The organism is Enterobacter sp. Taxon_2 (assembly GCF_058355295.1).
Genome location: NZ_CM178024.1, coordinates 830,670 through 856,607, shown reverse-complemented (window position 1 = coordinate 856,607; position 25,938 = coordinate 830,670). Strand labels below are relative to the sequence as shown.

22 protein-coding genes are annotated in these 25,938 nt (G+C 56.3%); 8 read left to right on the top strand and 14 right to left on the bottom strand.

What is annotated here, in order from left to right:
• Positions 1-78 precede the first annotated feature (78 nt).
• From frr to rpsB, 4 genes are all read right to left on the bottom strand, one after another.
• Positions 79-636: a ribosome recycling factor gene (frr, locus tag AC4IC4_RS03920; protein ID WP_014882629.1), complete on the bottom strand. Its 558-nt coding sequence runs from the start codon at positions 634-636 to the stop codon at positions 79-81.
• A 167-nt stretch (positions 637-803) separates the two neighbouring features.
• The gene (gene pyrH / locus AC4IC4_RS03915; protein ID WP_008501910.1) at positions 804-1,529 is read right to left on the bottom strand and encodes a UMP kinase; all 726 of its coding nucleotides are present in this window, start codon (positions 1,527-1,529) and stop codon (positions 804-806) included.
• Between the two features lie 150 nt (positions 1,530-1,679).
• A complete protein-coding gene (gene tsf / locus AC4IC4_RS03910) occupies positions 1,680-2,531 on the bottom strand; it encodes a translation elongation factor Ts (protein WP_014830708.1) in 852 nt (283 codons plus the stop codon).
• Between the two features lie 117 nt (positions 2,532-2,648).
• Complete coding sequence (rpsB, locus tag AC4IC4_RS03905) at positions 2,649-3,374, bottom strand: 30S ribosomal protein S2 (protein ID WP_003856207.1); 726 nt, start codon at positions 3,372-3,374, stop codon at positions 2,649-2,651.
• 321 nt (positions 3,375-3,695) lie between these two features.
• Here rpsB and map point away from each other — a divergent pair, with 321 nt between their 5' ends.
• The 4 genes from map (at position 3,696) to AC4IC4_RS03885 (ending at position 8,587) form a co-directional block, all read left to right on the top strand.
• Positions 3,696-4,490, top strand: a complete 795-nt coding sequence (map, locus tag AC4IC4_RS03900; RefSeq protein ID WP_023310454.1) for a type I methionyl aminopeptidase — start codon at positions 3,696-3,698, stop codon at positions 4,488-4,490.
• 63 nt (positions 4,491-4,553) lie between these two features.
• Positions 4,554-7,229 (top strand): bifunctional uridylyltransferase/uridylyl-removing protein GlnD, encoded by a 2,676-nt coding sequence (gene glnD / locus AC4IC4_RS03895; RefSeq protein WP_024907520.1) that lies wholly within the window; start codon positions 4,554-4,556, stop codon positions 7,227-7,229.
• 32 nt (positions 7,230-7,261) lie between these two features.
• On the top strand, positions 7,262-8,086 hold the full coding sequence (gene dapD, locus AC4IC4_RS03890; RefSeq protein WP_008501915.1) for a 2,3,4,5-tetrahydropyridine-2,6-dicarboxylate N-succinyltransferase: 825 nt from the start codon (positions 7,262-7,264) through the stop codon (positions 8,084-8,086).
• Positions 8,087-8,197: 111 nt separating this feature from the next.
• Entirely contained in the window at positions 8,198-8,587 is a 390-nt protein-coding gene (locus tag AC4IC4_RS03885; protein ID WP_008501916.1) for a DUF3461 family protein, read from the top strand.
• A gap of 89 nt (positions 8,588-8,676) precedes the next feature.
• Here the strand turns inward: AC4IC4_RS03885 and cdaR are convergent, their stop codons facing one another.
• The 3 genes from cdaR to dgt all read right to left on the bottom strand — a co-directional run bounded on the left by cdaR (position 8,677) and on the right by dgt (position 13,063).
• Positions 8,677-9,834 carry a DNA-binding transcriptional regulator CdaR gene (gene cdaR, locus AC4IC4_RS03880; protein ID WP_023334570.1) on the bottom strand — a complete coding sequence of 386 codons (1,158 nt, stop codon included), beginning with the start codon at positions 9,832-9,834 and terminating at the stop codon, positions 8,677-8,679.
• Positions 9,835-9,980: 146 nt separating this feature from the next.
• Positions 9,981-11,417, bottom strand: a complete 1,437-nt coding sequence (degP, locus tag AC4IC4_RS03875; RefSeq protein ID WP_491472187.1) for a serine endoprotease DegP — start codon at positions 11,415-11,417, stop codon at positions 9,981-9,983.
• Positions 11,418-11,548: 131 nt separating this feature from the next.
• A complete protein-coding gene (gene dgt / locus AC4IC4_RS03870; RefSeq protein WP_491472186.1) occupies positions 11,549-13,063 on the bottom strand; it encodes a dGTPase in 1,515 nt (504 codons plus the stop codon).
• A gap of 82 nt (positions 13,064-13,145) precedes the next feature.
• Between dgt and mtnN the strand changes: the two genes are divergently transcribed.
• From mtnN to AC4IC4_RS03855, 3 genes are read left to right on the top strand one after another with little or no spacing between them, the layout of a single operon-like run.
• Entirely contained in the window at positions 13,146-13,844 is a 699-nt protein-coding gene (gene mtnN, locus AC4IC4_RS03865; RefSeq protein WP_024907516.1) for a 5'-methylthioadenosine/S-adenosylhomocysteine nucleosidase, read from the top strand.
• Positions 13,837-14,637, top strand: a complete 801-nt coding sequence (gene btuF / locus AC4IC4_RS03860) for a vitamin B12 ABC transporter substrate-binding protein BtuF (protein WP_024907515.1) — start codon at positions 13,837-13,839, stop codon at positions 14,635-14,637. Before mtnN ends, btuF begins: the two co-directional genes overlap by 8 nt.
• Positions 14,638-14,664: 27 nt before the next feature.
• The gene (locus AC4IC4_RS03855) at positions 14,665-15,282 is read left to right on the top strand and encodes a TRIC cation channel family protein (RefSeq protein WP_024907514.1); all 618 of its coding nucleotides are present in this window, start codon (positions 14,665-14,667) and stop codon (positions 15,280-15,282) included.
• Between the two features lie 93 nt (positions 15,283-15,375).
• On the opposite strand, the gene erpA is transcribed toward AC4IC4_RS03855, so the two are convergent.
• Complete coding sequence (erpA, locus tag AC4IC4_RS03850; RefSeq protein ID WP_013095643.1) at positions 15,376-15,720, bottom strand: iron-sulfur cluster insertion protein ErpA; 345 nt, start codon at positions 15,718-15,720, stop codon at positions 15,376-15,378.
• 85 nt (positions 15,721-15,805) lie between these two features.
• On the bottom strand, positions 15,806-17,206 hold the full coding sequence (clcA, locus tag AC4IC4_RS03845) for a H(+)/Cl(-) exchange transporter ClcA (protein WP_267217238.1): 1,401 nt from the start codon (positions 17,204-17,206) through the stop codon (positions 15,806-15,808).
• A gap of 177 nt (positions 17,207-17,383) precedes the next feature.
• On the opposite strand from clcA, the gene hemL reads away from it, so the two are divergent.
• The gene (gene hemL / locus AC4IC4_RS03840; protein ID WP_032649736.1) at positions 17,384-18,664 is read left to right on the top strand and encodes a glutamate-1-semialdehyde 2,1-aminomutase; all 1,281 of its coding nucleotides are present in this window, start codon (positions 17,384-17,386) and stop codon (positions 18,662-18,664) included.
• A gap of 96 nt (positions 18,665-18,760) precedes the next feature.
• Here hemL and fhuB read toward each other — a convergent pair whose 3' ends face one another.
• The 5 genes from fhuB to AC4IC4_RS03815 all read right to left on the bottom strand — a co-directional run bounded on the left by fhuB (position 18,761) and on the right by AC4IC4_RS03815 (position 25,936).
• Positions 18,761-20,743 (bottom strand): Fe(3+)-hydroxamate ABC transporter permease FhuB, encoded by a 1,983-nt coding sequence (gene fhuB / locus AC4IC4_RS03835; protein WP_491472185.1) that lies wholly within the window; start codon positions 20,741-20,743, stop codon positions 18,761-18,763.
• Complete coding sequence (fhuD, locus tag AC4IC4_RS03830; RefSeq protein ID WP_491472184.1) at positions 20,740-21,630, bottom strand: Fe(3+)-hydroxamate ABC transporter substrate-binding protein FhuD; 891 nt, start codon at positions 21,628-21,630, stop codon at positions 20,740-20,742. The genes fhuB and fhuD overlap by 4 nt, the downstream gene beginning before the upstream one ends.
• Complete coding sequence (fhuC, locus tag AC4IC4_RS03825) at positions 21,630-22,427, bottom strand: Fe3+-hydroxamate ABC transporter ATP-binding protein FhuC (protein ID WP_024907509.1); 798 nt, start codon at positions 22,425-22,427, stop codon at positions 21,630-21,632. The genes fhuD and fhuC overlap by 1 nt, the downstream gene beginning before the upstream one ends.
• A gap of 50 nt (positions 22,428-22,477) precedes the next feature.
• A complete protein-coding gene (fhuA, locus tag AC4IC4_RS03820) occupies positions 22,478-24,727 on the bottom strand; it encodes a ferrichrome porin FhuA (protein WP_491472183.1) in 2,250 nt (749 codons plus the stop codon).
• A 207-nt stretch (positions 24,728-24,934) separates the two neighbouring features.
• Positions 24,935-25,936: a fimbrial protein gene (locus AC4IC4_RS03815; RefSeq protein WP_491472182.1), complete on the bottom strand. Its 1,002-nt coding sequence runs from the start codon at positions 25,934-25,936 to the stop codon at positions 24,935-24,937.
• Positions 25,937-25,938: the final 2 nt, after the last annotated feature.

Below are 25,938 nucleotides of genomic sequence, written 5' to 3'. Positions count from 1 at the left end.
TTAGACCAGATAAAAGCAAAACGCCGCCAGCAAGACCCGAAGTCCCTCTGAACGGCGTTTATCAGTGTACGACAGAAATCAGAACTGCATCAGTTCCGCTTCTTTATCTGCCAGCGCCGCATCAATTTTCTTGATGGCAGCGTCGGTCATTTTCTGAATGTCGTCCTGAGAACGACGATCGTCATCTTCACTGATCTCTTTTTCTTTCAGCAGCGCTTTTACTTTATCGTTCGCGTCGCGACGGACGTTACGCACGGATACACGACCCTGCTCAGCTTCGCCACGAACCACTTTGATCAGATCTTTACGACGCTCTTCCGTCAGTGGAGGCAGTGGAACGCGGATGTCAGAACCCGCAGAGCTTGGGTTCAGTCCGAGGTCAGAGGCCATGATCGCTTTCTCAACGGCCGGGCTCATAGAACGATCGAACACGTTGATTTTCAGCGTACGGGTATCTTCTACCGTTACGCTCGCCAGCTGACGCAGAGGGGTTGGCGTACCGTAGTATTCTACGATGATGCCATCCAGCAGGCTTGGGGAAGCACGGCCAGTACGGATTTTGCTGATTTGGGTTTTGAACGCTTCTACGCATTTTTCCATGCGTACTTCAGCATCTTTTCTGATGTCGTTAATCACGTTACGAATCCTTGAAAACTTGTCTCAGGCAGACTATCCGCCAGCACAGCGCTACAGGTGTGCTAAGTATAGTCGCGTTTAATTCATGACAACGCCAAAGGCGCGCCCGGGTAAGATACCACTACAAAATAAAGCGGAATCTTACCTGTATTTATCGTCAACGGAAATTATTCCGTGATCAAAGTGCCTTCTTTTTCGCCCATGACCACGCGACGCAGTGCGCCAGGCTTGTTCATGTTGAAGACACGGATCGGCAGTTTGTGGTCGCGAGCCAGCGTGAAGGCGGCAAGATCCATCACTTTCAGCTCTTTATCCAGCACTTCGCTGTAGCTCAGCTGATCGTACATGGTGGCAGAAGGATCTTTTGCCGGGTCGGCAGTAAACACGCCGTCTACTTTGGTCGCTTTCAGTACCACATCGGCTTCGATCTCGATACCGCGCAGGCAGGCAGCGGAATCGGTTGTAAAGAACGGGTTACCCGTACCGGCGGAGAGGATCACCACGCGGTTATTGCGCAGCAGGCTGATAGCTTCTGCCCAGCTGTAATTATCGCAAACGCCATTCAGGGGGATCGCGGACATCAGGCGGGCATTCACATAGGCGCGATGGAGCGCATCACGCATTGCCAGGCCATTCATCACGGTTGCCAGCATACCCATGTGGTCGCCCACAACGCGGTTCATCCCCGCTTTCGCCAGACCAGCACCACGGAAAAGGTTGCCACCGCCAATGACCACGCCAACCTGGATACCCAGTTCGACCAGTTCTTTGATTTCCTGTGCCATGCGATCAAGGATGCTTGCGTCAATACCGAAGCCTTCCGATCCCTGCAGCGCTTCGCCACTCAGCTTAAGCAGAATGCGTTTGTACACGGGTTTTGCATTGGTAGCCATGTTTCTTTCCTGAGACTGTCAACGATTAAGATGGGGGTTAATTCTGGCGACATGATATGCCGCAAATCAGCACAGCGATACTGGAGCCTGTCTGATTTCCTGTGACGGGTGACAAAAAGAAGCCGCCCTCAGGCGGCTCCTTTTCAATCATTAAGACTGCTTGGACATTGCAGCAACTTCTGCTGCGAAGTCAGTCTCAACTTTCTCGATGCCTTCGCCCACTTCGAAGCGGATGAAGCCAGTTACGTCAGCGTTGTGCTCTTTCAGCAGCTGAGCAACAGACTTGCTTGGATCCATAACGAATGGCTGGCCAGTCAGAGAAACTTCGCCGGTGAATTTCTTCATGCGGCCTTCAACCATTTTCTCTGCGATTTCTTTTGGTTTACCAGACTGCATCGCGATGTCCAGCTGAACCTGGTACTCTTTCTCTACCACTTCAGCAGACACGTCTTCTGGCTTAACAAATTCTGGCTTGCTTGCAGCGATGTGCATAGCCAGCTGTTTAACCAGCTCTTCGTCAGCGCCTTTAGCCGCAACCAGAACACCGATACGTGCACCGTGCTGGTAAGAGCCCAGAACGTCGCCTTCCAGAGAAGCAACGCGACGGATGTTGATGTTCTCACCGATTTTAGCAACCAGCGCAACACGTTCTTCTTCGAACTGTGCTTTCAGAACTTCAACGTCAGTGATTTTGCCAGCAACAGCTGCGTCCAGAACTTTGTTAGCAAATGCCTGGAAACCACCATCTTTAGCAACGAAGTCAGTCTGGCAGTTAACTTCCAGAATGATGCCGTAGGTGCCGTCGATTTTAGTGATGATCACGCCGTCAGCAGCAACGTTGCCTGCTTTTTTAGCTGCTTTGATCGCACCGGATTTACGCATGTTTTCGATTGCCAGCTCGATGTCGCCGTTCGCTTCAGTCAGCGCTTTTTTGCAATCCATCATGCCTGCGCCAGTACGCTCGCGCAGCTCTTTTACCAGGGATGCGGTAATTTCAGCCATTCTTAAATCCTCGGGAGATGTGAACTGCCCGGCCGGGGGCCAAACAGTGTAAATTGAAAAAAGGGGCCGGTAATGGGCCCCTATTCATACACGGTACTAATAAGGGGTAAAACCTTATTATTCAGCTTCTACGAAGCTTTCTTCCGCCTGAGAAGCCAGATCCTGGGAACGGCCTTCACGAACGGTAGCAGCTACAGCGCTCAGGTACAGGCTAACAGCACGGATTGCGTCGTCGTTACCCGGGATAACGAAGTCAACACCGTCCGGATCGGAGTTGGTATCAACGATAGCGAATACCGGGATACCCAGGTTGTTAGCTTCTTTGATTGCGATGTGCTCGTGGTCTGCATCGATTACGAACAGCGCGTCTGGCAGGCCGCCCATATCTTTGATACCGCCCAGGCTGTTTTCCAGCTTGTCCAGTTCACGAGTGCGCATCAGCGCTTCTTTCTTAGTCAGCTTGTCGAAAGTACCGTCCTGAGACTGGGTTTCCAGATCTTTCAGGCGTTTGATGGACTGACGAACAGTTTTCCAGTTGGTCAGCATGCCGCCCAACCAGCGATGGTTCACGAAGAACTGGTCGCAGCTGTTAGCAGCATCTTTCACAGCTTCGCTTGCAGCGCGCTTAGTACCAACGAACAGAATCTTACCTTTACGGGAAGAGATCTTGTTCAGCTCAGCCAGGGCTTCGTTGAACATTGGTACAGTTTTCTCAAGGTTGATGATGTGAACTTTGTTACGCGCGCCGAAGATGAAAGGCTTCATTTTCGGGTTCCAGTAACGGGTCTGGTGACCAAAGTGAACACCAGCCTTGAGCATGTCGCGCATGGAAACAGTTGCCATGTTTAAAACCTCTATATTGAAAGTTGGGGTTATGCCTCCACGTATCCCATATTACCGACCCCAAAGGGCACCCCGGAATATGTGCCGATACGTGTGTGTTGTTACACAAAGTGAGATTTGTCGCTTCCGTCCAGCCTGTGTATCTGAGATGGATCGGAAGTCCGGCGCGCTTTATACCACAAAACACGACCAGAAACCAACAGTTGTTGGCGGAGTGTGCTGTTAATGATTCTCAATTTGGCACGGGGTGTGCCTGACTGATACCATTGACGACACTTAGACTAGTATTGTCGAAAAAATCGACACCGATGGACAGATTACATGGCTATCTCTATTAAGACACCTGAAGAAATTGAAAAGATGCGCGTCGCCGGTCGTCTGGCCGCGGAAGTGCTGGAAATGATCGAGCCGTTCGTGAAGCCGGGCGTCAGCACTGGTGAACTGGACCGTATCTGTAACGACTATATCGTGAACGAGCAGCACGCGGTTTCCGCCTGCCTCGGCTACCACGGTTTCCCGAAATCCGTCTGCATCTCTATTAATGAAGTGGTGTGCCACGGCATCCCGGACGATGAAAAACTGCTGAAAGATGGCGACATCGTCAACATTGACGTGACCGTCATTAAAGACGAGTACCACGGTGACACCTCAAAAATGTTCATCGTTGGCAAGCCGACTATTCTTGGCGAGCGTCTGTGCAAAGTGACGCAAGAGAGCCTCTACCTGGCGCTGAAAATGGTTAAACCGGGTATTCGCCTGCGTACCATCGGTGCGGCAATCCAGAAGTTTGTGGAAGCAGAAGGCTTCTCCGTGGTGCGCGAGTACTGCGGTCACGGCATTGGTCGCGTCTTCCATGAAGAACCGCAGGTTCTGCACTATGATGCAGATGACGGCGGCGTGGTGCTGCAAAAAGGCATGACCTTTACCATTGAGCCGATGGTCAACGCGGGTGACTACCGCATCCGTACCATGAAAGACGGCTGGACGGTGAAAACCAAAGACAGAAGCTTGTCTGCGCAGTACGAGCATACTATTGTGGTAACAGACAACGGCTGCGAAATTATGACGTTGCGCAAGGATGACACCATCCCGGCGATACTGACGCACGACGAATGATAAAAAAGCCGGCAAATGCCGGCTTTTTTAATGGCTATAGCTTTTTCTTATGGGTGGCGCACGATGAGTAATCTTTTACCCGAACAGTATGCTAACACAGCACTTCCCACCCTTCCCGACCAGCCCGATAACCCGGGCGTCTGGCCGTCGCACGAGCTGACCTGCGCGCATATTAAAGCCCACATGGATGTTTTCCATCGCTGGCTGGGCAGCGCGTTCGACGCAGGCGTGTCGGCCGAGCAGCTCATTGAAGCGCGCACCGAATTTATCGACCAGCTTCTGCAGCGCCTGTGGATCGATTACGGGTTTGGGCAAATCAGTGATGTTGCGCTGGTTGCCGTCGGGGGCTATGGCCGCGGTGAGCTGCATCCGCTTTCCGATATCGATCTCCTGATCTTAAGCCGCAAAAAGCTGCCGGACGAACAGGCGCAAAAAATTGGCGAACTGCTGACGCTCCTCTGGGACGTGAAGCTGGAAGTCGGCCACAGCGTACGCACCCTGGAAGAGTGTCTGCTGGAAGGGTTATCGGACCTGACCGTCGCCACCAACCTGATTGAAACCCGCCTGCTGATTGGCGACGTCGCGCTGTTTCTGGAGCTGCAAAAGCATATCTTCAGCGACGGCTTCTGGCCGTCAGAAAAGTTCTTCGCCGCGAAGGTCGAGGAGCAAAACCAGCGCCACCAGCGCTACCACGGCACCAGCTATAACCTTGAACCCGATATTAAAAGCAGCCCCGGCGGCCTGCGCGACATCCATACCCTGCAGTGGGTCGCTCGCCGCCATTTTGGCGCCACCTCGATGGACGAGATGGTCGGCTTCGGCTTCTTAACCGAGGCAGAGCGTAACGAGCTGAACGAGTGCCTGCACCTGCTGTGGCGTATTCGATTCGCCCTGCATCTGGAAGTCACCCGCTACGATAACCGTCTGCTGTTTGACCGCCAGCTCAGCGTGGCTCAGCGCCTGAATTATCAGGGCGAAGGCAACGAGCCGGTTGAGCACATGATGAAGGATTTCTTCCGCGTCACCCGCCGGGTGACCGAGCTGAACCAGATGCTGCTGCAGCTGTTCGACGAGGCCATTCTGGCCCTGACGGCGGACGAAAAACCGCGCCCGATTGATGACGAATTCCAGCTGCGCGGCACGCTTATCGATCTGCGCGACGAAACGCTGTTCATCCGCGAGCCGGAAGCGATTCTGCGGATGTTCTATACCATGGTGCGCAACAGCACCATCACTGGGATCTACTCCACCACCCTGCGTCATCTGCGCCATGCGCGCCGTCATCTGACGGAGCCGCTGTGCTATATCCCGGAAGCGCGCTCGCTATTCCTGAGCATGCTCCGCCACCCGGGCGCCGTCAGTCGTGGGCTGCTGCCGATGCACCGCCACAGCGTGCTGTGGGCCTATATGCCGCAGTGGTCGCACATTGTCGGACAGATGCAGTTCGATCTGTTCCACGCCTACACGGTGGATGAACACACGATCCGCGTGATGCTCAAGCTGGAAAGCTTTGCAAAAGAAGAGACGCGCTCCCGCCATCCGCTGTGCGTGGAGCTATGGCCGCGCCTGACCCACCCGGAACTGATCCTGATTGCTGCCCTGTTCCACGATATCGCCAAAGGTCGCGGCGGCGATCATTCGGTGCTGGGCGCACAGGACGTACTGAAATTTGCCGAGCTGCACGGCCTGAACTCACGTGAAACGCAGCTGGTGGCCTGGCTGGTGCGTCATCACCTTCTGATGTCGGTTACCGCGCAGCGTCGTGACATTCAGGATCCTGAGGTGATCAAGCAGTTCGCGGAAGCGGTTCAGACGGAAAACCGTCTGCGCTATCTGGTCTGCCTGACGGTGGCCGATATCTGCGCCACCAACGAAACGCTGTGGAACAGCTGGAAGCAGAGCCTGCTGCGCGAGCTGTACTTCGCTACCGAAAAACAGCTGCGTCGCGGGATGCAAAACACCCCGGACATGCGCGAGCGCGTGCGTCATCACCAGCTGCAGGCGCTGGCGCTGCTGCGGATGGATAACATTGATGAAGAGGCGCTACACCAGATATGGGCCCGCTGCCGTGCCAACTATTTTGTCCGCCACAGCCCAAACCAGCTTGCGTGGCACGCGCGGCACCTGCTGAAGCACGACCTGTCCCAGCCAATGATTCTGCTGAGCCCTCAGGCTACCCGAGGCGGAACGGAGATTTTCATCTGGAGCCCGGACCGACCTTATCTGTTTGCTGCGGTCTGCGCCGAGCTGGACAGGCGAAACCTGAGCGTTCACGACGCGCAGATTTTCACCACCCGCGACGGCATGGCAATGGACACCTTTATCGTGCTGGAGCCGGACGGCAGCCCGCTGTCGTCGGACAGGCATGAAGGGATACGTTTTGGTCTGGAACAGGCGATTACCCAGCGCAGCTGGCAGCCCCCGCAGCCGCGTCGCCAGCCGGCGAAATTGCGCCACTTTACCGTCGATACCGAGGTCAACTTCCTGCCGACCCACACCGACCGTAAATCGTTCCTGGAGCTGATCGCGCTCGACCAGCCGGGGCTGCTCGCCCGCGTCGGCCAGGTTTTTGCCGATCTGGGAATTTCGCTCCATGGCGCCCGAATTACAACGATTGGCGAGCGAGTAGAAGATTTATTTATAATCGCGACAGCGGACCGGCGTGCCCTTAATAATGACCTGCAGCTTGAAGTGCAACAACGGTTGACAGCAGCCCTCAATCCAAACGATAAAGGGTGATATGTTTTTTAGTGAAATGGAAAGAGTAAACAATGCAGCAGTTACAGAACGTTATTGAGTCCGCTTTTGAGCGTCGCGCCGAGATTACCCCGGCAAATGTGGATACCGTGACCCGTGAAGCGGTAAACCAGGTGATTTCCCTGCTGGATTCCGGCGCGCTGCGCGTGGCAGAAAAAATCGACGGTCAGTGGGTCACTCATCAATGGCTGAAGAAAGCCGTGCTGCTCTCTTTCCGTATCAACGATAACCAGGTTATCGACGGAGCTGAAAGCCGCTACTTCGATAAAGTCCCTATGAAATTCGCTGACTACGACGAAGCGCGTTTCCAGAAAGAAGGCTTCCGCGTGGTGCCACCTGCGGCAGTGCGTCAGGGCGCTTTCATCGCACGTAATACCGTGCTGATGCCATCCTACGTGAACATCGGTGCCTACGTTGACGAAGGCACCATGGTTGACACCTGGGCGACGGTCGGTTCCTGCGCGCAGATCGGTAAAAACGTTCACCTGTCCGGCGGCGTGGGCATCGGTGGTGTTCTGGAGCCACTGCAGGCTAACCCGACCATCATCGAAGACAACTGCTTCATCGGCGCGCGCTCTGAAGTGGTTGAAGGGGTGATCGTTGAAGAAGGCTCCGTGATCTCCATGGGCGTTTACATCGGTCAGAGCACCCGCATTTATGACCGTGAAACCGGCGAAGTTCACTACGGTCGCGTTCCGGCGGGCTCCGTGGTGGTTTCCGGCAACCTGCCGTCTAAAGATGGCAAATACAGCCTGTACTGTGCGGTTATCGTGAAGAAAGTGGATGCGAAAACGCGCGGTAAAGTGGGCATCAACGAGTTGCTGCGCACCATCGATTAATCGGGTATAACAAAAAGCGGGGGCAACCCCGCTTTTTTTGTATCTGAGGGTGGCGAAAATAGATTTTTTCGTTAATTATTCAAAGGTTATGTTGAGATCAAGGGTACCGCTATGTACGATAATCTGAAAAGTCTGGGCATTACCAATCCTGATGAAATTGATCGTTACAGCCTCCGTCAGGAAGCCAATAACGATATTCTGAAAATCTATTTTCACAAGGACAAAGGAGAGTTTTTCGCCAAAAGCGTGAAGTTTAAATATCCACGCCAGCGTAAGACCGTTGTTGCAGACGGTGTAGGACAGGGATACAAAGAAGTACAGGAAATCAGCCCTAACCTGCGCTATGTGATCGATGAACTCGATCAGATCTGCCAGCGCGACCGCACCGAAGTCGATCTCAAGCGTAAGATCCTTGACGATCTGCGTCACCTTGAAAGCGTTGTGACCAATAAGATCAGCGAGATTGAAGCGGATCTTGAGAAGTTAACCCGCAACAAATAAGCCGTTTTATTGCCCGGTGGCGCTTCGCTTACCCGGCCTACGAACGCGTGTAGGCCGGGTAAGGCGAAGCCGCCACCCGGCAAACAGCATCATCTCTGCTCGTCCAGCTGCAGCGCCACATACAGCAGCAGCCTGTCGTCGAAATTCCCCAGATCCAGCCCCGTCAGCTCTGAAATTCGGTTTAACCGATACTCCAGGGTATTCCGGTGAATAAACAGCGCTTTTGACGTCGCCAGCGGCTGCACGTTATGACGGAACCATGCCTGCAGCGTCCGGCGCAGCAGGCCGTTATTGTCCATGGCTTTCAGACGCGCTAATGGCCGTGCCAGCTCATTGGCCTGCCAACCCCCGCGCAGGCTGTCGAGCAGCACCGGCAGCATCAGGTCCTGATAGAAATAGCTGCGGCTCTCCGGCATCCGCTGCTTGCCCACCATCATGGTGGTGCGCGCGGTACGCCAGGAGCGGGCGATGCTGCCCGGCCCGGTAAAGTAGTTGCCCAGCGCAACGCGAAAACGCAGCTGACCATTCTCCTTCATCCGGGAGATCAGCAGCTCCACGCGACGACGATGATCTTCCGCATCCCAGCGGCCGAACGCATTGAGCGCCGGTTTGAGTACCACCATTTCCGTCAGAGAAACGATCGCCACCAGGTTATCGCGCTCCGGCGTGGCCAGCGCATTTTGCAGCTGCTGCAGCTCGGCCATCGCGCTGTCTACGCCCAGCTGGCCGCTATCGACCTCAATCACCGCCACCACGCGCGGCTGGTTCAGATCGATCCCCAGACGCTGCGCCCATTCGCTGAGCGCGGGCGTGTGCTCTTCCGCCTGAATAAGGTTCATCACCAGCTCTTCACGCAGGCGGCTGTCCTGGGCAAGCAGGTGCATCAGGCGCGACTGCTCCAGCATCATCTCTGCCGTCATACAGACCAGCTCACCGTATTTTCGCAGTGACTCGGGCTCGCCGGTCAGGCCGATGACCCCCACAATCTCGCCTTCAAGGCGCAGCGGTAAATTGATGCCCTGACGGACGCCGTGCAGGTGTTTCGCTACCGCATCGTCGATATCCACGACCCGCCCCTGGGAAAGCACCAGCAGCGCACCTTCGTGCAATTCCCCAATACGCTCGCGATCGCCGCTGCCAATAATGCGCCCGCGGGCATCCATCACGTTGATATTGGTATCAATGATGCGCATGGTGCGCGCCACGATATCCTGCGCCATTTTGGTATCAAGATGCCAGCCAGCCATAGAACCCTCCCGTGAGCAGAGCTCAAGCATAGGGAAGTTCAGCGGCGGCTGCATTGTGCGAATGCACAAAGAGAGAGGGAGATGTATGGAGTTGTGGCAAGAATCACAGAAACGAAAAAGCCCCTGCGAACAGGGGCTTCAGAGGATTACTGCATCAGCAGATAAAGCGAAGTATCACCACGCTGGATATTCAGCGCCAGCACGGAAGGCTTGCTGTCGAGGATCTTGCGCAGTTCAGCGATGTTTTTCACCGGCTGCTGGTTAGCGCCCATGATCACATCGCCTTTTTTCAGGCCGATACGGGCTGCCGGTGAATTCGCTTTCACGTTGTTCACCACCACGCCTTTGTCTGCGCCTTTATTGCTCATCTCGGCACCTTCAATACCGCTAAAGATGGTGCTGGAATCCACCTGATTCTGGCTGCTCTGCTGCAGCTCCAGGCTCACGTTAACCGGCTTACCGTCGCGCAGCAGGCCGAGGGTCACTTTGCTGCCAATCGGCATTGAGCCCACTTCGGCACGCAGGGCGGCAAAGCTGCTGATCGGCTTACCGTTCAGGGAGGTGATCACATCCCCCGCTTTAATGCCCGCTTTCGCCGCGGAGGAGTTCGGCATCACCTGGCTGACGAATGCCCCGCGCTGGGCGTCAACTTTCATCGCCTTAGCCAGTTCGGAGTTCAGCTCAGTCCCGAGGATACCCAGCTCACCGCGTTTCACCTGGCCATACTGCACCATCTGCGCGGTCAGGTTTTTCACCATGTTACTTGGGATAGCAAAGCCGATCCCAATGTTGCCGCCGTCCGGTGCCAGGATCGCGGTGTTGATACCGATCAGCTCACCGTTCAGGTTCACCAGCGCACCGCCGGAGTTACCGCGGTTGATCGCCGCATCCGTCTGGATGAAGTTTTCATAGTTCTCGGCATTGAGGCCGCTACGACCCAGCGCAGAGACGATACCCGAGGTCACGGTTTCACCCAGGCCGAACGGGTTACCGATCGCCACGGTATAGTCGCCCACGCGCAGCGCGTCGGAGTCGGCAATTTTAATCGCCGTCAGGTTTTTCGGATCCTGGATCTGGATCAGCGCGATATCGGAGCGCGGGTCTTTACCCACCACTTTGGCGTCGAACTTACGGCCATCGCTCAGCTGAACCTTAATGCTGTTCGCGTTATCAACAACGTGGTTGTTAGTGACGACATAGCCTTTCGTTGCATCAATGATTACCCCCGAGCCAAGCGCCATGAATTTCTGCTGCTGGCCGCCGCCCTGGCTATCATCCCCGGCACCACCGCCCTGACAGAATGGAGAGCTCTGGAATGGCGAACCATCCTGGCAGAACGGCGAGTTGTCGCCGAAGAACTGCTGGAAGTTACGCGGCATACGCGGCGTATTGACGGTCGTACTGCCCTCAACGTTAATACTCACCACCGATGGCATCACTTTTTCGAGCATCGGTGCCAGGCTTGGCATCTGCTGCGCGGTTGCTGCCGACGACGCGGTCTCGGCTGCAGTAGCAGTCAGAGGAGACAGCGCTAAACCTAAACTCAGAGCCAGTGCACTCATTGCTAATGTGGTTTTTTTCATGTTTCTCAATCTCGATTTACAGGTAACGCAAAATTGCTGTGTAACTCAGATTCGTTTTATACCGCTTAGTTCCGGCGATAAGTTTATGGAAAAGGTAAAAATTTATTGGCCGTCTTTACAAAACTCCGGGATTATTCCACCGCCATAAGCTTGCGGTATTCATCCCAGGCATACAAATCCGTCATGCCGCTGATATAGTCCTGGATTAGACGACTGCGATAATAATATTCCATCACCGGCCATTGGGAAGAGTGGCGATCCAGCTTGCCAATCGCTTCGACATACGCCAGACGATGCCGGGTAGAGAGTTTCTGATAAAGCCGCGATTCGATAGGTATTCTGCGCACGCGCTCGTGTTCCACCAGCTCGCTGAACTCGTCGACCGACAGCTGGAGCAACGGGGAATAAATTTCCAGTAACCCACTGATTACCCGATAACCCTGCAGCTCTAACTGCTCGACATCCGGATGGCTAAATACATGCCGCATCGCCACATGTTTATAAAGCTCAAGGAGTTGACTGAAACTGCTGTCATCTTCCAGCAGCGCGTGGTTGAATTCCCCGCTGAAGATGAGCGGTAAATTATCAATAAAGCGCGACGCCGCATACGGCACCAGTTTATTTAATGTATTGACCCGCAAATACATAAAGAACTGGTCTTCTGTACTACGGCTTAATGTATTTGAGCGCGATTTTTCCCAGGCATTTTCGACAACCTGCGCAAACAGCGAGCCTTTTTCATGGGTACCCCAGGCCGCATAAAGATGCTGATAAAGCTCCTCAACGCTGAAGATTCTTTTCTCAACGGCATCTTCCAGATCGGCCACGCAATAGGAAATATCATCGGCGGCTTCCATAATCCAGGTCAATGGAAAGCGGCCGTTTGGCGTCAATGAAAGTTCTTTACGTAGCCGTTTAATATAGGCCTCTTCGGAAAGGTAATAGCCCGGTTTTTTCATTAAATAGCTGTGGGACGCGGGCGTATCTCCCATCCACCACGCGGGGCGGGTATATTTCAGAATGCAGCCGACCTGTGCCCAGGTCAGGTTCATGCGCATCAGGGAGTGGACCAGCCGGATCCCCTGCGCGTTGCCCTCGAAGTGACACAAATCCTGGCGCACTTTGCGACGCAGATCGTTCAGCCCCTCTTCGCCTTCACGCAGGCGTAAATCGCGTACGATGCAGCGGTCGTCGCTCAGCGGCTGGCTTACCGCATCCGAAGGGTAAAGCCGCTGCTTAAACCAGTCATTGATCGCCGCCTCACCAAAGTGGCCAAAAGGCGGGTTGCCGATGTCATGCATCAGGCAGGCCATCTCAACGATGCTCTCAAAAGGCCCCGTCAGCTCGTCCAGACCATAGGTTTCCAGTAAGCGCTGCTCTTTGAGACGGCTTAAAATCTCTTTGGCAATGTAGCGCCCGACCTGCTGCACCTCCATGGAGTGGGTTAAGCGCGTGCGCACCGCGGCGTTACGCTCAAGCGGAAAGACCTGGGTCTTTTGCTGCAGACGGCGGATGGCTGGCGAGTTAATGATCCGCCCGCGATCGCTTTCGAAGATACGCAGGATCTCATGTTCGCTCTTGTCGCCCTGCGGCGAACGGAAACGTCGGTGCCAGTTAATTTTGGTGCGAAAATCGATTGGTGCCATGTGCTCCCCCGCGTGAGAATGCGTTTCCCCTTAACCGCATGATAGACTATGCATCTTAACAAGGCACATCGCGAGTAAATCTATGAAAATCGGCATTATTGGTGCAATGGAAGAAGAAGTTACGCTGCTGCGTGACAAAATTGAGAACCGTCAGACCCTCTCTCTTGGTGGTTGTGAGATCTATACCGGCCAGCTGAACGGTGTTGACGTGGCTCTGCTGAAATCAGGCATCGGTAAAGTGGCAGCTGCGCTGGGTGCTACCCTGCTGCTTGAGCGCTGCAAGCCGGATGTGATCGTGAATACCGGCTCTGCGGGCGGCCTGGCGCCGACGCTGAAGGTGGGTGATATCGTTGTCTCCGACGAAGCGCGTTACCACGATGCTGACGTCACCGCGTTCGGTTACGAGTACGGTCAGCTCCCGGGCTGCCCTGCTGCTTTTAAAGCTGACGACAAACTGATTGCGGCGGCGGAGACCTGCATCGCAGAACTCAACCTCAACGCGGTACGCGGTCTGATTGTCAGCGGTGATGCGTTCATCAACGGCTCCGTTGGGCTGGCGAAAATCCGTCATAACTTCCCTCAGGCGGTTGCCGTTGAGATGGAAGCGACCGCGATTGCGCACGTTTGCCATAACTTCAGCGTACCGTTCGTGGTGGTTCGCGCCATCTCTGACGTGGCAGACCAGCAGTCCCACATCAGCTTCGACGAGTTCCTGACCGTTGCGGCAAAACAGTCCACCGTGATGGTGGAACGCCTGGTGCAGAATCTGGCACGTGGCTAAACATACCGTCAGGGCGCTGGCCGCCCTGCTTCTTCTCGCACCGCTGTGGCTCTATGCTGTACCGCGCGTGATTACACTCTCTCCCGCAAATACGGAACTGGCGTTTGCCGCCGGGATCACGCCCGTTGGCGTGAGTAGCTATTCGGATTATCCGCCGCAGGCCGCGGGAATTGAACAAGTCGCCACCTGGCAAGGGATGAACCTTGAGCGCATAGTGGCGCTTAAACCGGATCTCGTGCTGGCCTGGCGCGGCGGTAACGCCGAGCGGCAGGTCAACCAGCTCACCTCGCTTGGCATAAAAGTGATGTGGATTGATGCCGTCAGCATTGAGCAAGTCGCTCAGGCGCTACGCGCCCTGGCACCCTATAGCCCTACGCCCAAAAAAGCCGAGGCGGCGGCGAAACAGATGCTGAGCGACTATGCCGCGCTGAAATCCCGATACGATACCCCTGTTAAAAAGCGCATCTTCCTGCAGTTTGGCAGCCAGCCGCTGTTCACCACCGGAAAAGGGTCGATTCAGAACCAGGTGCTGGAAGTCTGTGGCGGTGAAAACATCTTTGCAGCCAGCCGGGTGCCGTGGCCCCAGGTTAGCCGTGAACAGGTCCTGGCGCGCCAGCCGCAGGCTATCGTCGTGGTCGGAAATGCGAGCGAAATTCCCAAAATTGAACAATTCTGGCAACGGCAGCTAAAAATACCGGTAATTCCCCTTAACAGCGACTGGTTTGAACGCGCCAGCCCGCGTATTATCCTCGCCGCAAAACAGCTCTGTGCCGCGCTGGCAGAGAGTCACTAACATAAGACCCTTTTCGAGGATTTAACGATGCTCGTTTATTGGCTGGATATTCTTGGCACAGCCGTTTTTGCTATCTCCGGCGTCCTGCTCGCCGGAAAACTACGCATGGATCCGTTTGGCGTGCTGGTGCTTGGGGTCGTGACCGCCGTCGGTGGCGGGACAATCCGCGATATGGCGCTGGCGAATGGCCCGGTGTTTTGGGTGAAAGATCCTACCGATCTGGTGGTCGCGATGGTCACCTGTCTGTTAACCATTGTGCTGGTTCGCCAGCCCCGCAGATTACCCAAATGGATATTGCCGGTACTGGATGCCGTCGGCCTGGCCGTGTTTGTCGGTATTGGCGTCAATAAGGCGTTTAATGCGGGTACCGGTCCAATGGTGGCAATCTGTATGGGCGTATTAACCGGCGTGGGCGGTGGGATCATTCGCGACATTCTGGCGCGTGAAGTACCGATGATCCTGCGTACTGAAATTTACGCAACGGCCTGTATCGCGGGGGGCATTGTCCACGCGACCGCGTACTACACGTTTGCACTTCCGCTGGAAAACGCCGCGATGCTGGGGATGGTCGTGACGCTGGTGATACGTTTAGCGGCGATACGCTGGCACCTGAAGCTGCCGACGTTTGCGCTGGATGACCGGTAAAAGCAAAACGGTAACCTGACGGTTACCGTTTTTAGTCTTTTCTCCCTCTCCCTGTGGGAGAGGGCCGGGGTGAGGGCAACAGCCCGCACCCTCTTAAATACTGAACGAAGAACCACACCCGCAGGTGCTTGTCGCGTTCGGGTTGGTCACCACAAAGCGCGAACCTTCCAGACCTTCGGTGTAATCCACCGAACCGCCCACCAGATATTGCAGGCTCATCGGGTCAACCACCAGCGCGACGCCCTGTTTCTCGATAGTCATATCGCCATCGTTAACCTGATCGTCAAAGGTAAAACCATACTGGAAGCCGCTGCAGCCGCCACCGGTAATATAGACGCGCAGTTTCAGATCCGGATTGTCTTCGTCTGCAATCAGGGTTTTCACTTTGTTGGCTGCTGCTTCGGTAAATTCCAGCGGCAACGCTACATCATCACTCATCATATGCTCCCATGAATACTGCTACTGCGATTGGGTAAAATTCACCCAATTCTTTGTGTCATTATCTAATACCCTGGTAATTCATTCAAGTATTCTGCACTGCGGCCCGTTCAGCCTCTTGTTTTGCCAGAGTACGCGCAAGGATGGTGGAGTATAGCGGCTTTCCACCCAGGAACTGGGCTAATAGTGTCGCGCCGAGACAGGTAATGATCATTGGCAAAATGAGCTGGTAATTGTCCGTCATCTCCAACACCAGCACGATCCCGGTCAACGGCGCACGCAGGGATGCGGCCAGCAGCGCTCCCATTCCGGCGATGGCAAAGGTCCCGGCGTCAAGATGATAGGCGGGAAAACCCACTTCAGCCGCCATACCAAACGCGGTGCCCAGCAAGGTCCCCAGCGCCAGCATCGGGGCAAATATCCCGCCGGGCGCGCCGGAGGAAAAACAGAGTACCGTCGTGATGACGCGGGAGATAAACATAAACAGCAGCAGACCCACGCTGAAATTCCCCGCCGCCGCAATGGGAATCAGCCCGAACCCGCCGCCTGCGGCATTCGGCTCGATAAACCCGAGCACGCCACACATTCCGCCCAGCAGACCGCCCATCAGCACCCATTTCGTGGTGTTCCCGCCGTGAATGCGCTGGAACATATCCTGAGCGCGCAGGATAAAGGTGTTAAACAGCGGCCCCACCACGCCAAAAATCATGCCGAGGATCAGGTAAAGCCACAGGGTGTTGACCGGCGCGTTGGTCAGTTTACCCACCTCAATGACCGCCCCTTCGCCGTTAAAGAGGCGAAAGACGATGCTCGACATAATGACGCCGGTAAACACCGCTTTAATGGAGATCAGGTTGTAGCGAAACTGCGCGCGCATCTCTTCGATAATGAACAAAATGCCCGCCAGCGGCGCGTTAAACGCCGCCGACAGCCCCGCCGCCGCACCGGTAGCCAGCAGCGTATGGCGCGCTTCGGCGCTTCGCATCCGAAACAGATCGCCCACCATGCGGCCGACGTTCCCCCCCAGCTGTACCGTGGGCCCTTCCCGGCCAAGTACCATGCCTGCGCCCAGCGTACCCATGCCGCCGATGAATTTAACCGGAATCACCCGCCACCAGCGCACCGGACGCAGCTCCTCCAGCGCACCTTCAATTTCCGGGATGCCAGACCCGCCCGCCTCCGGCGCGAATTTACGCACCAGAAAATACCCCACCATGGCAAACAGCGCAGACAGCCCGAATGCCCAAACCCAGACCAGCCATTCGCTATCGGCGAAACCGGCCACAGTGCCCACTCGCCAGTTGAGTACGGCATTAACCGCTTTTTCAAACGCCACGCCAATCAGCCCCGCGAGAGTCCCCACCACGGCAGCGGCCAGCAGGATCGCCAGCGGCGTTTTATCGCGATTGAGCAGCCGCCGAATACTGACCCGGTGCCGGGCGCGCGTAAACTGTTGTTCTTCAAAAGACGGAGAATCTGATTTCATGTCCTGTTCTTATTCGTCATACAAAAAGCCGCGAGGATTTTACCAGAGACTGCCCCACCGTCTCCTGAAAATTACTTAACAAATCTTAAAGCATTACCCGGCTAAAAATTTCATAACCTTCCCCGAATCACTTAGAATAGTGGGCTTAATCATTTTATACGAACCAGGAACGACGCCATGAGCAAGTCTGAAAACCTCTACAGTGCAGCCCGCGAGCTTATTCCGGGTGGCGTGAACTCACCTGTGCGCGCCTTCACCGGCGTGGGCGGTACGCCGCTGTTTATCGAACGTGCTGACGGCGCGTATCTGTATGATGTCGATGGCAAAGCCTATATCGATTATGTCGGCTCCTGGGGCCCGATGGTGCTGGGGCACAACCACCCGGCTATTCGTAATGCGGTGATTGAAGCTGCCCAGCGCGGCCTGAGTTTCGGCGCGCCAACCGAAATGGAAGTGAAAATGGCGGAGCTGGTGACCGAACTGGTGCCGACCATGGACATGGTGCGTATGGTGAACTCCGGTACCGAAGCCACCATGAGCGCCATCCGCCTGGCGCGCGGTTTTACCGGTCGCGATAAAATCATCAAATTCGAAGGCTGCTACCACGGCCATGCGGACTGCCTGCTGGTGAAAGCCGGTTCCGGCGCGCTGACGCTCGGCCAGCCAAACTCACCTGGCGTACCGGCCGATTTCGCGAAGCACACCCTGACCTGCACCTACAACGATCTTGCTACCGTTCGCGCGGCGTTCGAGCAGTATCCGCAGGAGATCGCCTGCATCATCGTTGAGCCGGTTGCGGGCAACATGAACTGCATCCCACCGCAGCCTGAATTCCTGCCGGGCCTGCGCGCCCTGTGCGACGAGTTCGGCGCGCTGCTGATCATCGATGAAGTGATGACCGGCTTCCGCGTAGCACTGGCGGGTGCCCAGTCTTACTACGGCGTTGAGCCGGACCTGACCTGCCTCGGCAAAATCATCGGCGGCGGCATGCCGGTCGGCGCATTCGGCGGTCGTAAGGACGTGATGGAAGCCCTGGCGCCAACCGGCCCGGTTTACCAGGCGGGCACGCTCTCCGGTAACCCCATCGCCATGGCCGCGGGCTTTGCCTGCCTGACCGAAGTGGCCCAGCCAGGCATTCACGAAACCCTGACCGACCTGACGACGCAGCTGGCAAACGGACTGCTTGAAGCGGCAGAGGAAGCCGGTATTCCGCTGGTGGTTAACCACGTGGGCGGCATGTTCGGGATTTTCTTCACCGATGCGAAAACCGTGACCTGCTATCAGGACGTGGTGAAGTGCGACGTTGAGCGCTTCAAGCGCTTCTTCCACCTGATGCTGGAAGAAGGCGTGTATCTGGCGCCGTCCGCGTTCGAAGCGGGCTTTATGTCCGTGGCGCACAGCGAAGAAGATATCAATAACACCATCGACGCGGCGCGTAAGGTGTTTGCGAAGCTCTAAGGTCATTGCCGGGTGGCGCTAACGCTTACCCGGCCTACGATGTTCTCCCTCTCCCTGTGGGAGAGGGCTGGGGTGAGGGCATCAGGCCGCACCTGACTACCGGCTCTGCTTTCTCAACAGATAAATAAAGTACGGCGCACCGATAAAGGTCGACAGCAGACCCGCCGGGATCTGGTACGGGAACAGCACCATTCTTCCGCACCAGTCTGCGAACACCAGCATCACCCCGCCCGTCAGGGCCGACATGACGATATGCGGCATCGTCCGGCGGAACCCCATCATTCTGGCAATGTGCGGCGCCATTAACCCCACAAAACTCAGCGGTCCAATCGTCAGGGTTGCCGTCGCCGTCAGGCACGCCGCCAGCAGCAGCAAGGCCACGCGCGCTGGTGTCAGCGCCATCCCCACCGCACGCGCGGTTTCGCCGCCGAGCGGCAGAATGGTCATCCAGCGGCGGCACAGCGGCACCATCGCCAGCAGCACGAGCATCACCATCCCGGACCAGACCACCTGGCTTCCGGTGGCGTTGTAGGTCGAGCCGGAAATCCAGGTCAGTATCTTCGCCATACGCGGATCGCCGCTTGCCTGCAGCATCATCAGCAGCATCGTAAACGCGGTGCTGAGCGCCATCCCGGCCAGCAGCATGCGGTGCGGTGAAAACCCACCGCGACCGGCGGCTATCAGGATAATCATCAGCGTGGCTGCCGCGCCGATACTGCCGGCAGGCATCAGCCAGCCAAACGCATTGCCCGGCACGAAGAACAGCATCAGCACCACGCCAAAGGCGGCGCCAGAGCTGATCCCAAGCACTTCCGGACTCGCCATCGGGTTGCCGGTCAGACGCTGAATGATGCACCCCGCCACCGCCAGCATCACCCCGGCGATCAGCGCAGCGACGATACGCGGCCAGCGCCACTGTAGCAGTTCATTGAGTAAATCACCCGTTGCCCAGTGCCAGCCCGCGGCATCGCGTCCAAATGAGAGCGCCGCGAACAAGGCGATAATCAGCACCGCCAGACCGGCAAGGCTAAACCAAAGCACCGACCGACGTTCAGCGTAGACTTTATCGCCCGCGTCCATCGCCGGTGCACTCATGCTGCGCAGCCGCGGGAGCAGCCACAGCAGCAGCGGCGCCCCGATAAGCGCGGTCACAGAGCCGGTGGAGACTTCCCGCCAGACCTGCGCCAGCCAGAGAATAAGCTGATCGGAAAGCCAGAGGATCAGCGCCCCAATCAGCGGCGCCAGCATCAGACGCGTCAGTAAACGACGCGCCCCGAGCATTTTCGCCAGCAGCGGCGCAAACAGGCCGATAAACCCGATGATGCCGACCGCGTTCACCAGCAGGGCGCTCAATACAATTGCCAGCGTCAACGCCGCCAGGCGAGCCAGCGACAGCGCCAGCCCCAGGTTGCGCGCCACGCCGTCATCCAGTCCCATCAGCGTAAGAGGACGCAGCAGCAGCAGCGTCAGCACAACACCGCCAGCCAGCTGCGGCCACAGGCGCTGCACCACGCTCCAGTCGGTCTGGGTCAGCGTGCCGGTGCTCCACAGGAACATGCTTTGCAGCTGATCGTGGTGGAACAGCACCAGCAGTTGGTTGATCGCCCCACAGTAGAGGCTCACCACCAGCCCGGCCAGGATAAGCGTTACTGGCGAAAGGCGCTTGCCCCAGGCCACGCCAAAGACCAGCGCACCCACCACGCACGCCCCCGCGAGTGCCGCAAACTGCGAGGTTAACGCACCCGGCAGCACCCACAGCGTGGTAATGGTGATCCCAAGCTGTGCGCCGGTCGCGACGCCGAGCGTGGTTGGCTCTGCCAGCGGGTTACGCAAAACCTGCTGGAACAGCACGCCCACCAGCCCTAAACCGGCGCCGACTAACAGGGAGATCGCCAGACGCGGCAGCAGGCTGTAGTGGAACAGCATCTGCTGAATATTGTCGATATCCGGCGAGGCCAGCGCGGCCCCCCACTGCGTGCGGGGTAACGCCGTCGAGAGGTTGAACCCGGTTAATACCAGCGCAACCAGCAAAAGCAGGGATAGCAGCAGCGCCGGGAAGCGGGCGATACGCGTACTCATGCTTTCCCTCCCAGCGCGTTATCCAGCACGCGGGCAAAATGCATGGCCGACAGCGTCGCGCCGTAGAACCAGACCGCCGGGGCGCGCTGGAAGCGCTGCGCACGCACAAATGGCATCGCCTGCCAGAGCGGCGTCGCCATCAGGGTTTGCATGGCGCGCTCGTTGCCGTGATCGAAGCACAGCACATCCACGTCGCGAAACGCCGCGAGACGATCGATACCCACGGCGGTACTGCCCCAGAACGTCATCTCCCCTTCCCAGGCATTACGAATGCCGAAGCTGTCGAGCACTTCCTGGAAGAGGCAGTTTTTACCGAAAACCAGCATATGGCGGGCATCCAGCAGCGTCACCATCAGCAGCGGACGATCGCCCCGGTGAGCAAATCGGGGCTTCAGGGAGTCGATCAGGGCATCAAATTCGTCGAGATGTTTTTTGGCCTCGACCTCGCGGTTGAGGAAACGCGCCATCTCGTTAATCGAATTTTTAGCCATGGCCAGCGGTTTTTTACCGTCACTGAAGGCGAATCCACGTCCGGGCGCGATGCGCGCCATGGTCTCCTCTGACGGACCGTAGCCCGCTGACCAGAACATGAACGAGGGTTTCATCTGGGTGAGCAGCTCGAGGTTTGGCTCCGTCCGCAGGCCGATGTCGATCACCGAGTCCGGCAGCTTCGGCTCGTTCACCCAGAGGTTATAGTTAGGAATGTCCGCCACGCCGTAGGGCGTGACGCCGAGCGCCATCATCAGCTCGACCGGCAGCCACTCCAGAGCGACTATGTGGTGCGGATCGACGGCAGCAGCACGCGCCGTATTCATTTTTAACAGCAGCGGTGAGAGCGCCATCGCCGTCAGCAGGCGACGGCGGCTAATGCGTGTGTTATCGAGCATCAGTAGACAAAGCTCACCGGTGCAGCCCCGGCCGGGTGAGGCAGAATACCCATAGGAATACCGTAAATATGTTCCAGCGTTTCGCTGCGCATCAGCTCTGCGGGTGTACCCTGGGCAATCATCTCGCCCCCGCGCAGCGCGACGAGGTAGTCACAATAACGCGCGGCCATGTTGATATCGTGCAGGACCGCAATGACCGTCAGACCACGCTGCTGGCTTAAGCGGTGCACCAGCGCCAGGACGTCGACCTGATGCGCGATATCCAGCGCAGAGGTCGGTTCATCCAGCAGCAGACAGCGGCTGTCCTGCGCCACCAGCATCGCAATCCACGCGCGCTGACGTTCGCCGCCGGACAGGCTATCCACCAGACGATGCGCCAGCGGCTTTAGCCCGACCAGCGCAATAGCCTCTTCCACTTTCTCTCTGTCGGCCACGCCAAATCGTCCAAGCGCCCCGTGCCACGGATAACGCCCAATCGCCACCAGCTCTCGCACCGTCATCCCCTCCGCCTGCGGCAGCTGCTGCGGCAGATAGGCCACTTTGCGGGCAAAGGCTTTACTGCTCCAGCTCTCCAGCGGTTGATCATCCAGCAGAATATCGCCTTCTGAAGGCGGCTGATGACGCCCCAGCATCTTGAGCAGCGTGGATTTACCTGAACCGTTGTGACCAATCAGGCCAGTGACTTTACCTGCGGGGAACGTCAGAGAGAGCGGATGCAGCAAGGTGCGCCCGGGTACGCGAAAGGAGAGATGGTTGAGCGTAAAGGTGGTGTCGGGTTGCGTTTGATTATCCTGCATATCAGCCAACTTAAATAAAAAGGGCACGGCGAACCGTGCCCGGACAGAGATTAGAAGCGGAAGGTCGCGGTAGCAACAACCTGACGTTCAGCACCCCAGAAGCAGCCGTAGGTGTTGAAGCAGCTGGCAACGTACTCACGATCGAACAGGTTGTTCACGTGCAGCGCCACGTTCGAGCCTGCCATGCCAACGCGTGCCAGATCGTATCTGACCAGCGCATCGACAACGGTGTAGCTGCCCACCTTGAAGGAGTTCGCCGGATCGCCATAGCTGGAACCCGTGTAACGCACGCCGGTACCCAGCGTCAGGCCAGACAGTGGGCCATCAAACATCGTGTAATCACCCCAAACGGATGCCATGTGTTTTGGCACCTGAGCTGGCGTGTTGCCTTTGTAGTTCGTATCGGTGGTGTATTCCGCATCGGTATAGGTATAGGAGCCGACGACGTTCACGCTTGCAGAGAGGGCCGCTTTCGCTTCCAGCTCTACGCCACGCGCGCGGATTTCACCGCCTTCAACGGAGAAGAAGGAGCCCGCCGGGTCCGCCATCAGGTTGTTGGTTTTGGTCAGCTGGTATACCGCACCGGTAACAACGATCGGACGATCGTTCGGTACGTATTTCACGCCCGCTTCGTACTGTTTGCCTTTGGAAGGGGAGAACAGTTTACCCTGGGCATCGGTCTGCGAAGCCGGTTCAAACGATTCGCTGTAGCTAAAGTACGGGGTGACACCGTTATCAAACAGGTAGTTAACGCCGCCGCGCCAGGTGAACTGGGTGTCATCACGTTTGGAAGTGGTGTTCGTCACGCGGTTGTAGGATTCCTGATCGGCCCAGTCATAACGGCCGCCCAGGGTTACCAGGACCTTATCCCACTGCGCCTGATCCTGAACGTAGAGTCCCGTCTGTTTCTGACGGTTAAGGATCTGATACGGGCCGGAGTTTGCCGGGTCTTTTGCACCAAAATCAAAATCGCTGTTCACCGGATGGTAGAGATCCAGCAGCGGAACAGAGTCGTCATAGCCAAACCAGGAGTTGATGTCGTTACGCATACGCATAAAGTCAACGCCGGTCAGCAGGATGTGGTCCACCTCACCCGTAGCGAATTTGCTCTGCAGCTGAGTATCAACGGTGAAGTTCTGCAGTTTTTCATTATCGACAACGTATTTACGCGCCAGATAATGGCCTTTATCCGATGGCGCTAGCGCCGCGCACTGCTTGTTGCCGCTGTTCGCCGGGTCGGTACAGACACCATAGCCGTATACGCTGTTTTGCGAAGTTTTGTTCTCAGCAAAGCGCAGGTTCTGGCGCACGGTAAAGGTATCGTTGAAGGCGTGGTCGAAGCTGTATCCCACCATTTTCTGGTTACGGGAGTAGGTGTTGTTCTTCGCGCCTTCGTTGAAGTTCGTCGGCAGACGATCGCCATTCGGCAGCGGATCAACCGTTCCCTCTTTTGGCAGCCAGCCGTAGTAGCCTGTCTCAGGCTCGTTCTGGAAGTATGAGAGGAACGTGAAGGTGGTTTTATCATCCGGACGCCAGGAGAAAGAAGGCGCGATGGCATAACGCTGCTCACCTTTGCCTTCCTGCTGTGAGTTGTTCGAACGTGCAACGCCCGTTAAGCGATAAGAGTAAACGCCGTCATCGTCGATCGCATCGCTGAAGTCAAAGCCGGTCTGAAACAGGCTGTCGGTGCCCATTTTAAACTGCACTTCTTTCAACGGCTCGGTCGTTGGGCGCTTGCTGACCATGTTCAGCAAGCCGCCAGGGCTGCTTTTGCCGTACAGAACTGAAACCGGGCCGCGCATGATCTCAGCACGCTCCAGCATATAAGGGTCAATCACCGCGTCGTTATAGAAGTTGCCTTGCATCTTCATACCGTCGAGGTAGTTATTCTGGGTCTGACCGTCGGCCGCGAAACCGCGAATGACCAGGTAGTCATAGGTGTTAGACGCGCCACGCGTACCCACCGCAACACCCGGCGTGTAGCTCAGGGCTTCTTTCACCGAGCGTGGCTGGTGCAGCGCCATCTCTTCAGCGGTCACCACGGAAATAGACTGAGGAACCTTTTGAATCGGAGTATCCGTCTTGGTCCCGGTCGCCGATTGCCGTGCAGCGATGGTCGCCGCCGGTCCCCAGGCACTCTCCTGTGCCGCAGGTGCTGCGGTTACCGTGATGGTTTCTTCTTTTTTCGGGGTTTCGGCCGCATGAGCATACGCGGACATGCCGGCAACCGCTATGGCGACGACGACCGCGAGTTTACGCAGCGACGTGTTCATTGGCTGAGCAGTATTGGAAAGCGCCATGATGTTTCTCTGATGGAAAAGTGAATGATAACGTAAACGAGAATTATTATTATGAGCGCCAGAATAATATGCGAAACGCGGGTTGCATAGCAAGCAGTAAGCAGCCCTACAAGATTTAAGGGTTTAAGAATTAACCAGATGAAAAGAGAGGGTTAATGAGGATAGCGAAATGATCGCGTATGACCCGTCAAAACGGGTCAAAGTGGCTTAGCGGTAGAAGACCTCAAAGGTGGCAACGGCGTTCACCTTTCCGGCTTTAACGTCGCCGGTTTTGATGTAGCGCGCCTGCAGGGGGATCTCCGCCACTTCATTGGCATGAGTGCTGCTGATGGCGGTATAAGTCTGGTCAAAGTTCAGCACGGTGTCCTTGTTATCCAGAATCTGGATCCCTACCCCGCTTGCGGCGCCGTCACCAGCGGCAATATCCAGAATATTTCCGTTCGTAACTCCCGTAGAGCCTGCGCTGGTAAACTGATAATCAATCTGAGTGCCTTCATGACAATCGGTAATTTCAATTTTAAAACCACCGTCCGTGAGGATATCGGAATACGGGCCGTCAAAATCACTGGCGTGAACAGTTTTCAGCGGCACATAGATATTTTTATCCACCAGATTACAGGTGTTGGTCTGAATATGAACGCTGGTGGGTGAAACGAGCAGTTGGGCAACCACGTCGCTGCCATACTTCTCTTCTGAAGTCAGGCGGGATGTATCAAGGTAGCCCTCTTCCACCTTCCCGGTGACCACCAGTTGCATCGCGGCATGAAAAACCGTGTCAAATGCTATTGCCCCCCCACCATAGCTGTAAAAGTGCATGGGGGTAATAATATCACTGGTGGTATAGGAGGTATTTCGATCCTGCGCCTGTGCCATACGGATGCCAATCCCGGGCACGTTGGTTTGATATACCCCTTCCAACACATCACTACGGGCATCGGCATCCGTCAGGCTGGTGTAACCTTTGTATTTATTGCCAACGGATGAACAGGTTATTTTAATTTCGCCACTATCCAGCGTCTGTTCAAAAACAATAGTACCCACTGCGGTATCTGGCTCGAGCTGCAGGCTGGCGGGTAGCTGAAAGATCATTGTCCCGGGATTGCCATCATGGGTGCAGGAGGATCCGGCGAAAGCAGGCTGCACAATGCCGAGCAGCGTCATAACGAGCATCGTAATACCTAACCGTTGGAGCGAAATTAACGTTTTCACCT

Excerpts from the sequence above, each read along its gene's own strand:
- degP (WP_491472187.1), bottom strand. The coding sequence starts at position 11,417 with ATGAAAAAAACCACATTAGCAATGAGTGCACTGGCTCTGAGTTTAGGT.
- cdaR (WP_023334570.1), bottom strand. The coding sequence starts at position 9,834 with ATGGCTGGCTGGCATCTTGATACCAAAATGGCGCAGGATATCGTGGCG.
- clcA (WP_267217238.1), bottom strand. The coding sequence starts at position 17,206 with ATGAAATCAGATTCTCCGTCTTTTGAAGAACAACAGTTTACGCGCGCC.
- glnD (WP_024907520.1), top strand. The coding sequence starts at position 4,554 with ATGAGTAATCTTTTACCCGAACAGTATGCTAACACAGCACTTCCCACC.
- AC4IC4_RS03855 (WP_024907514.1), top strand. The coding sequence starts at position 14,665 with ATGCTCGTTTATTGGCTGGATATTCTTGGCACAGCCGTTTTTGCTATC.
- map (WP_023310454.1), top strand. The coding sequence starts at position 3,696 with ATGGCTATCTCTATTAAGACACCTGAAGAAATTGAAAAGATGCGCGTC.
- dgt (WP_491472186.1), bottom strand. The coding sequence starts at position 13,063 with ATGGCACCAATCGATTTTCGCACCAAAATTAACTGGCACCGACGTTTC.
- hemL (WP_032649736.1), top strand. The coding sequence starts at position 17,384 with ATGAGCAAGTCTGAAAACCTCTACAGTGCAGCCCGCGAGCTTATTCCG.
- rpsB (WP_003856207.1), bottom strand. The coding sequence starts at position 3,374 with ATGGCAACTGTTTCCATGCGCGACATGCTCAAGGCTGGTGTTCACTTT.
- fhuB (WP_491472185.1), bottom strand. The coding sequence starts at position 20,743 with ATGAGTACGCGTATCGCCCGCTTCCCGGCGCTGCTGCTATCCCTGCTT.
- mtnN (WP_024907516.1), top strand. The coding sequence starts at position 13,146 with ATGAAAATCGGCATTATTGGTGCAATGGAAGAAGAAGTTACGCTGCTG.
- fhuC (WP_024907509.1), bottom strand. The coding sequence starts at position 22,427 with ATGCAGGATAATCAAACGCAACCCGACACCACCTTTACGCTCAACCAT.
- pyrH (WP_008501910.1), bottom strand. The coding sequence starts at position 1,529 with ATGGCTACCAATGCAAAACCCGTGTACAAACGCATTCTGCTTAAGCTG.
- erpA (WP_013095643.1), bottom strand. The coding sequence starts at position 15,720 with ATGAGTGATGATGTAGCGTTGCCGCTGGAATTTACCGAAGCAGCAGCC.
- dapD (WP_008501915.1), top strand. The coding sequence starts at position 7,262 with ATGCAGCAGTTACAGAACGTTATTGAGTCCGCTTTTGAGCGTCGCGCC.
- fhuA (WP_491472183.1), bottom strand. The coding sequence starts at position 24,727 with ATGGCGCTTTCCAATACTGCTCAGCCAATGAACACGTCGCTGCGTAAA.
- AC4IC4_RS03885 (WP_008501916.1), top strand. The coding sequence starts at position 8,198 with ATGTACGATAATCTGAAAAGTCTGGGCATTACCAATCCTGATGAAATT.
- fhuD (WP_491472184.1), bottom strand. The coding sequence starts at position 21,630 with ATGCTCGATAACACACGCATTAGCCGCCGTCGCCTGCTGACGGCGATG.
- tsf (WP_014830708.1), bottom strand. The coding sequence starts at position 2,531 with ATGGCTGAAATTACCGCATCCCTGGTAAAAGAGCTGCGCGAGCGTACT.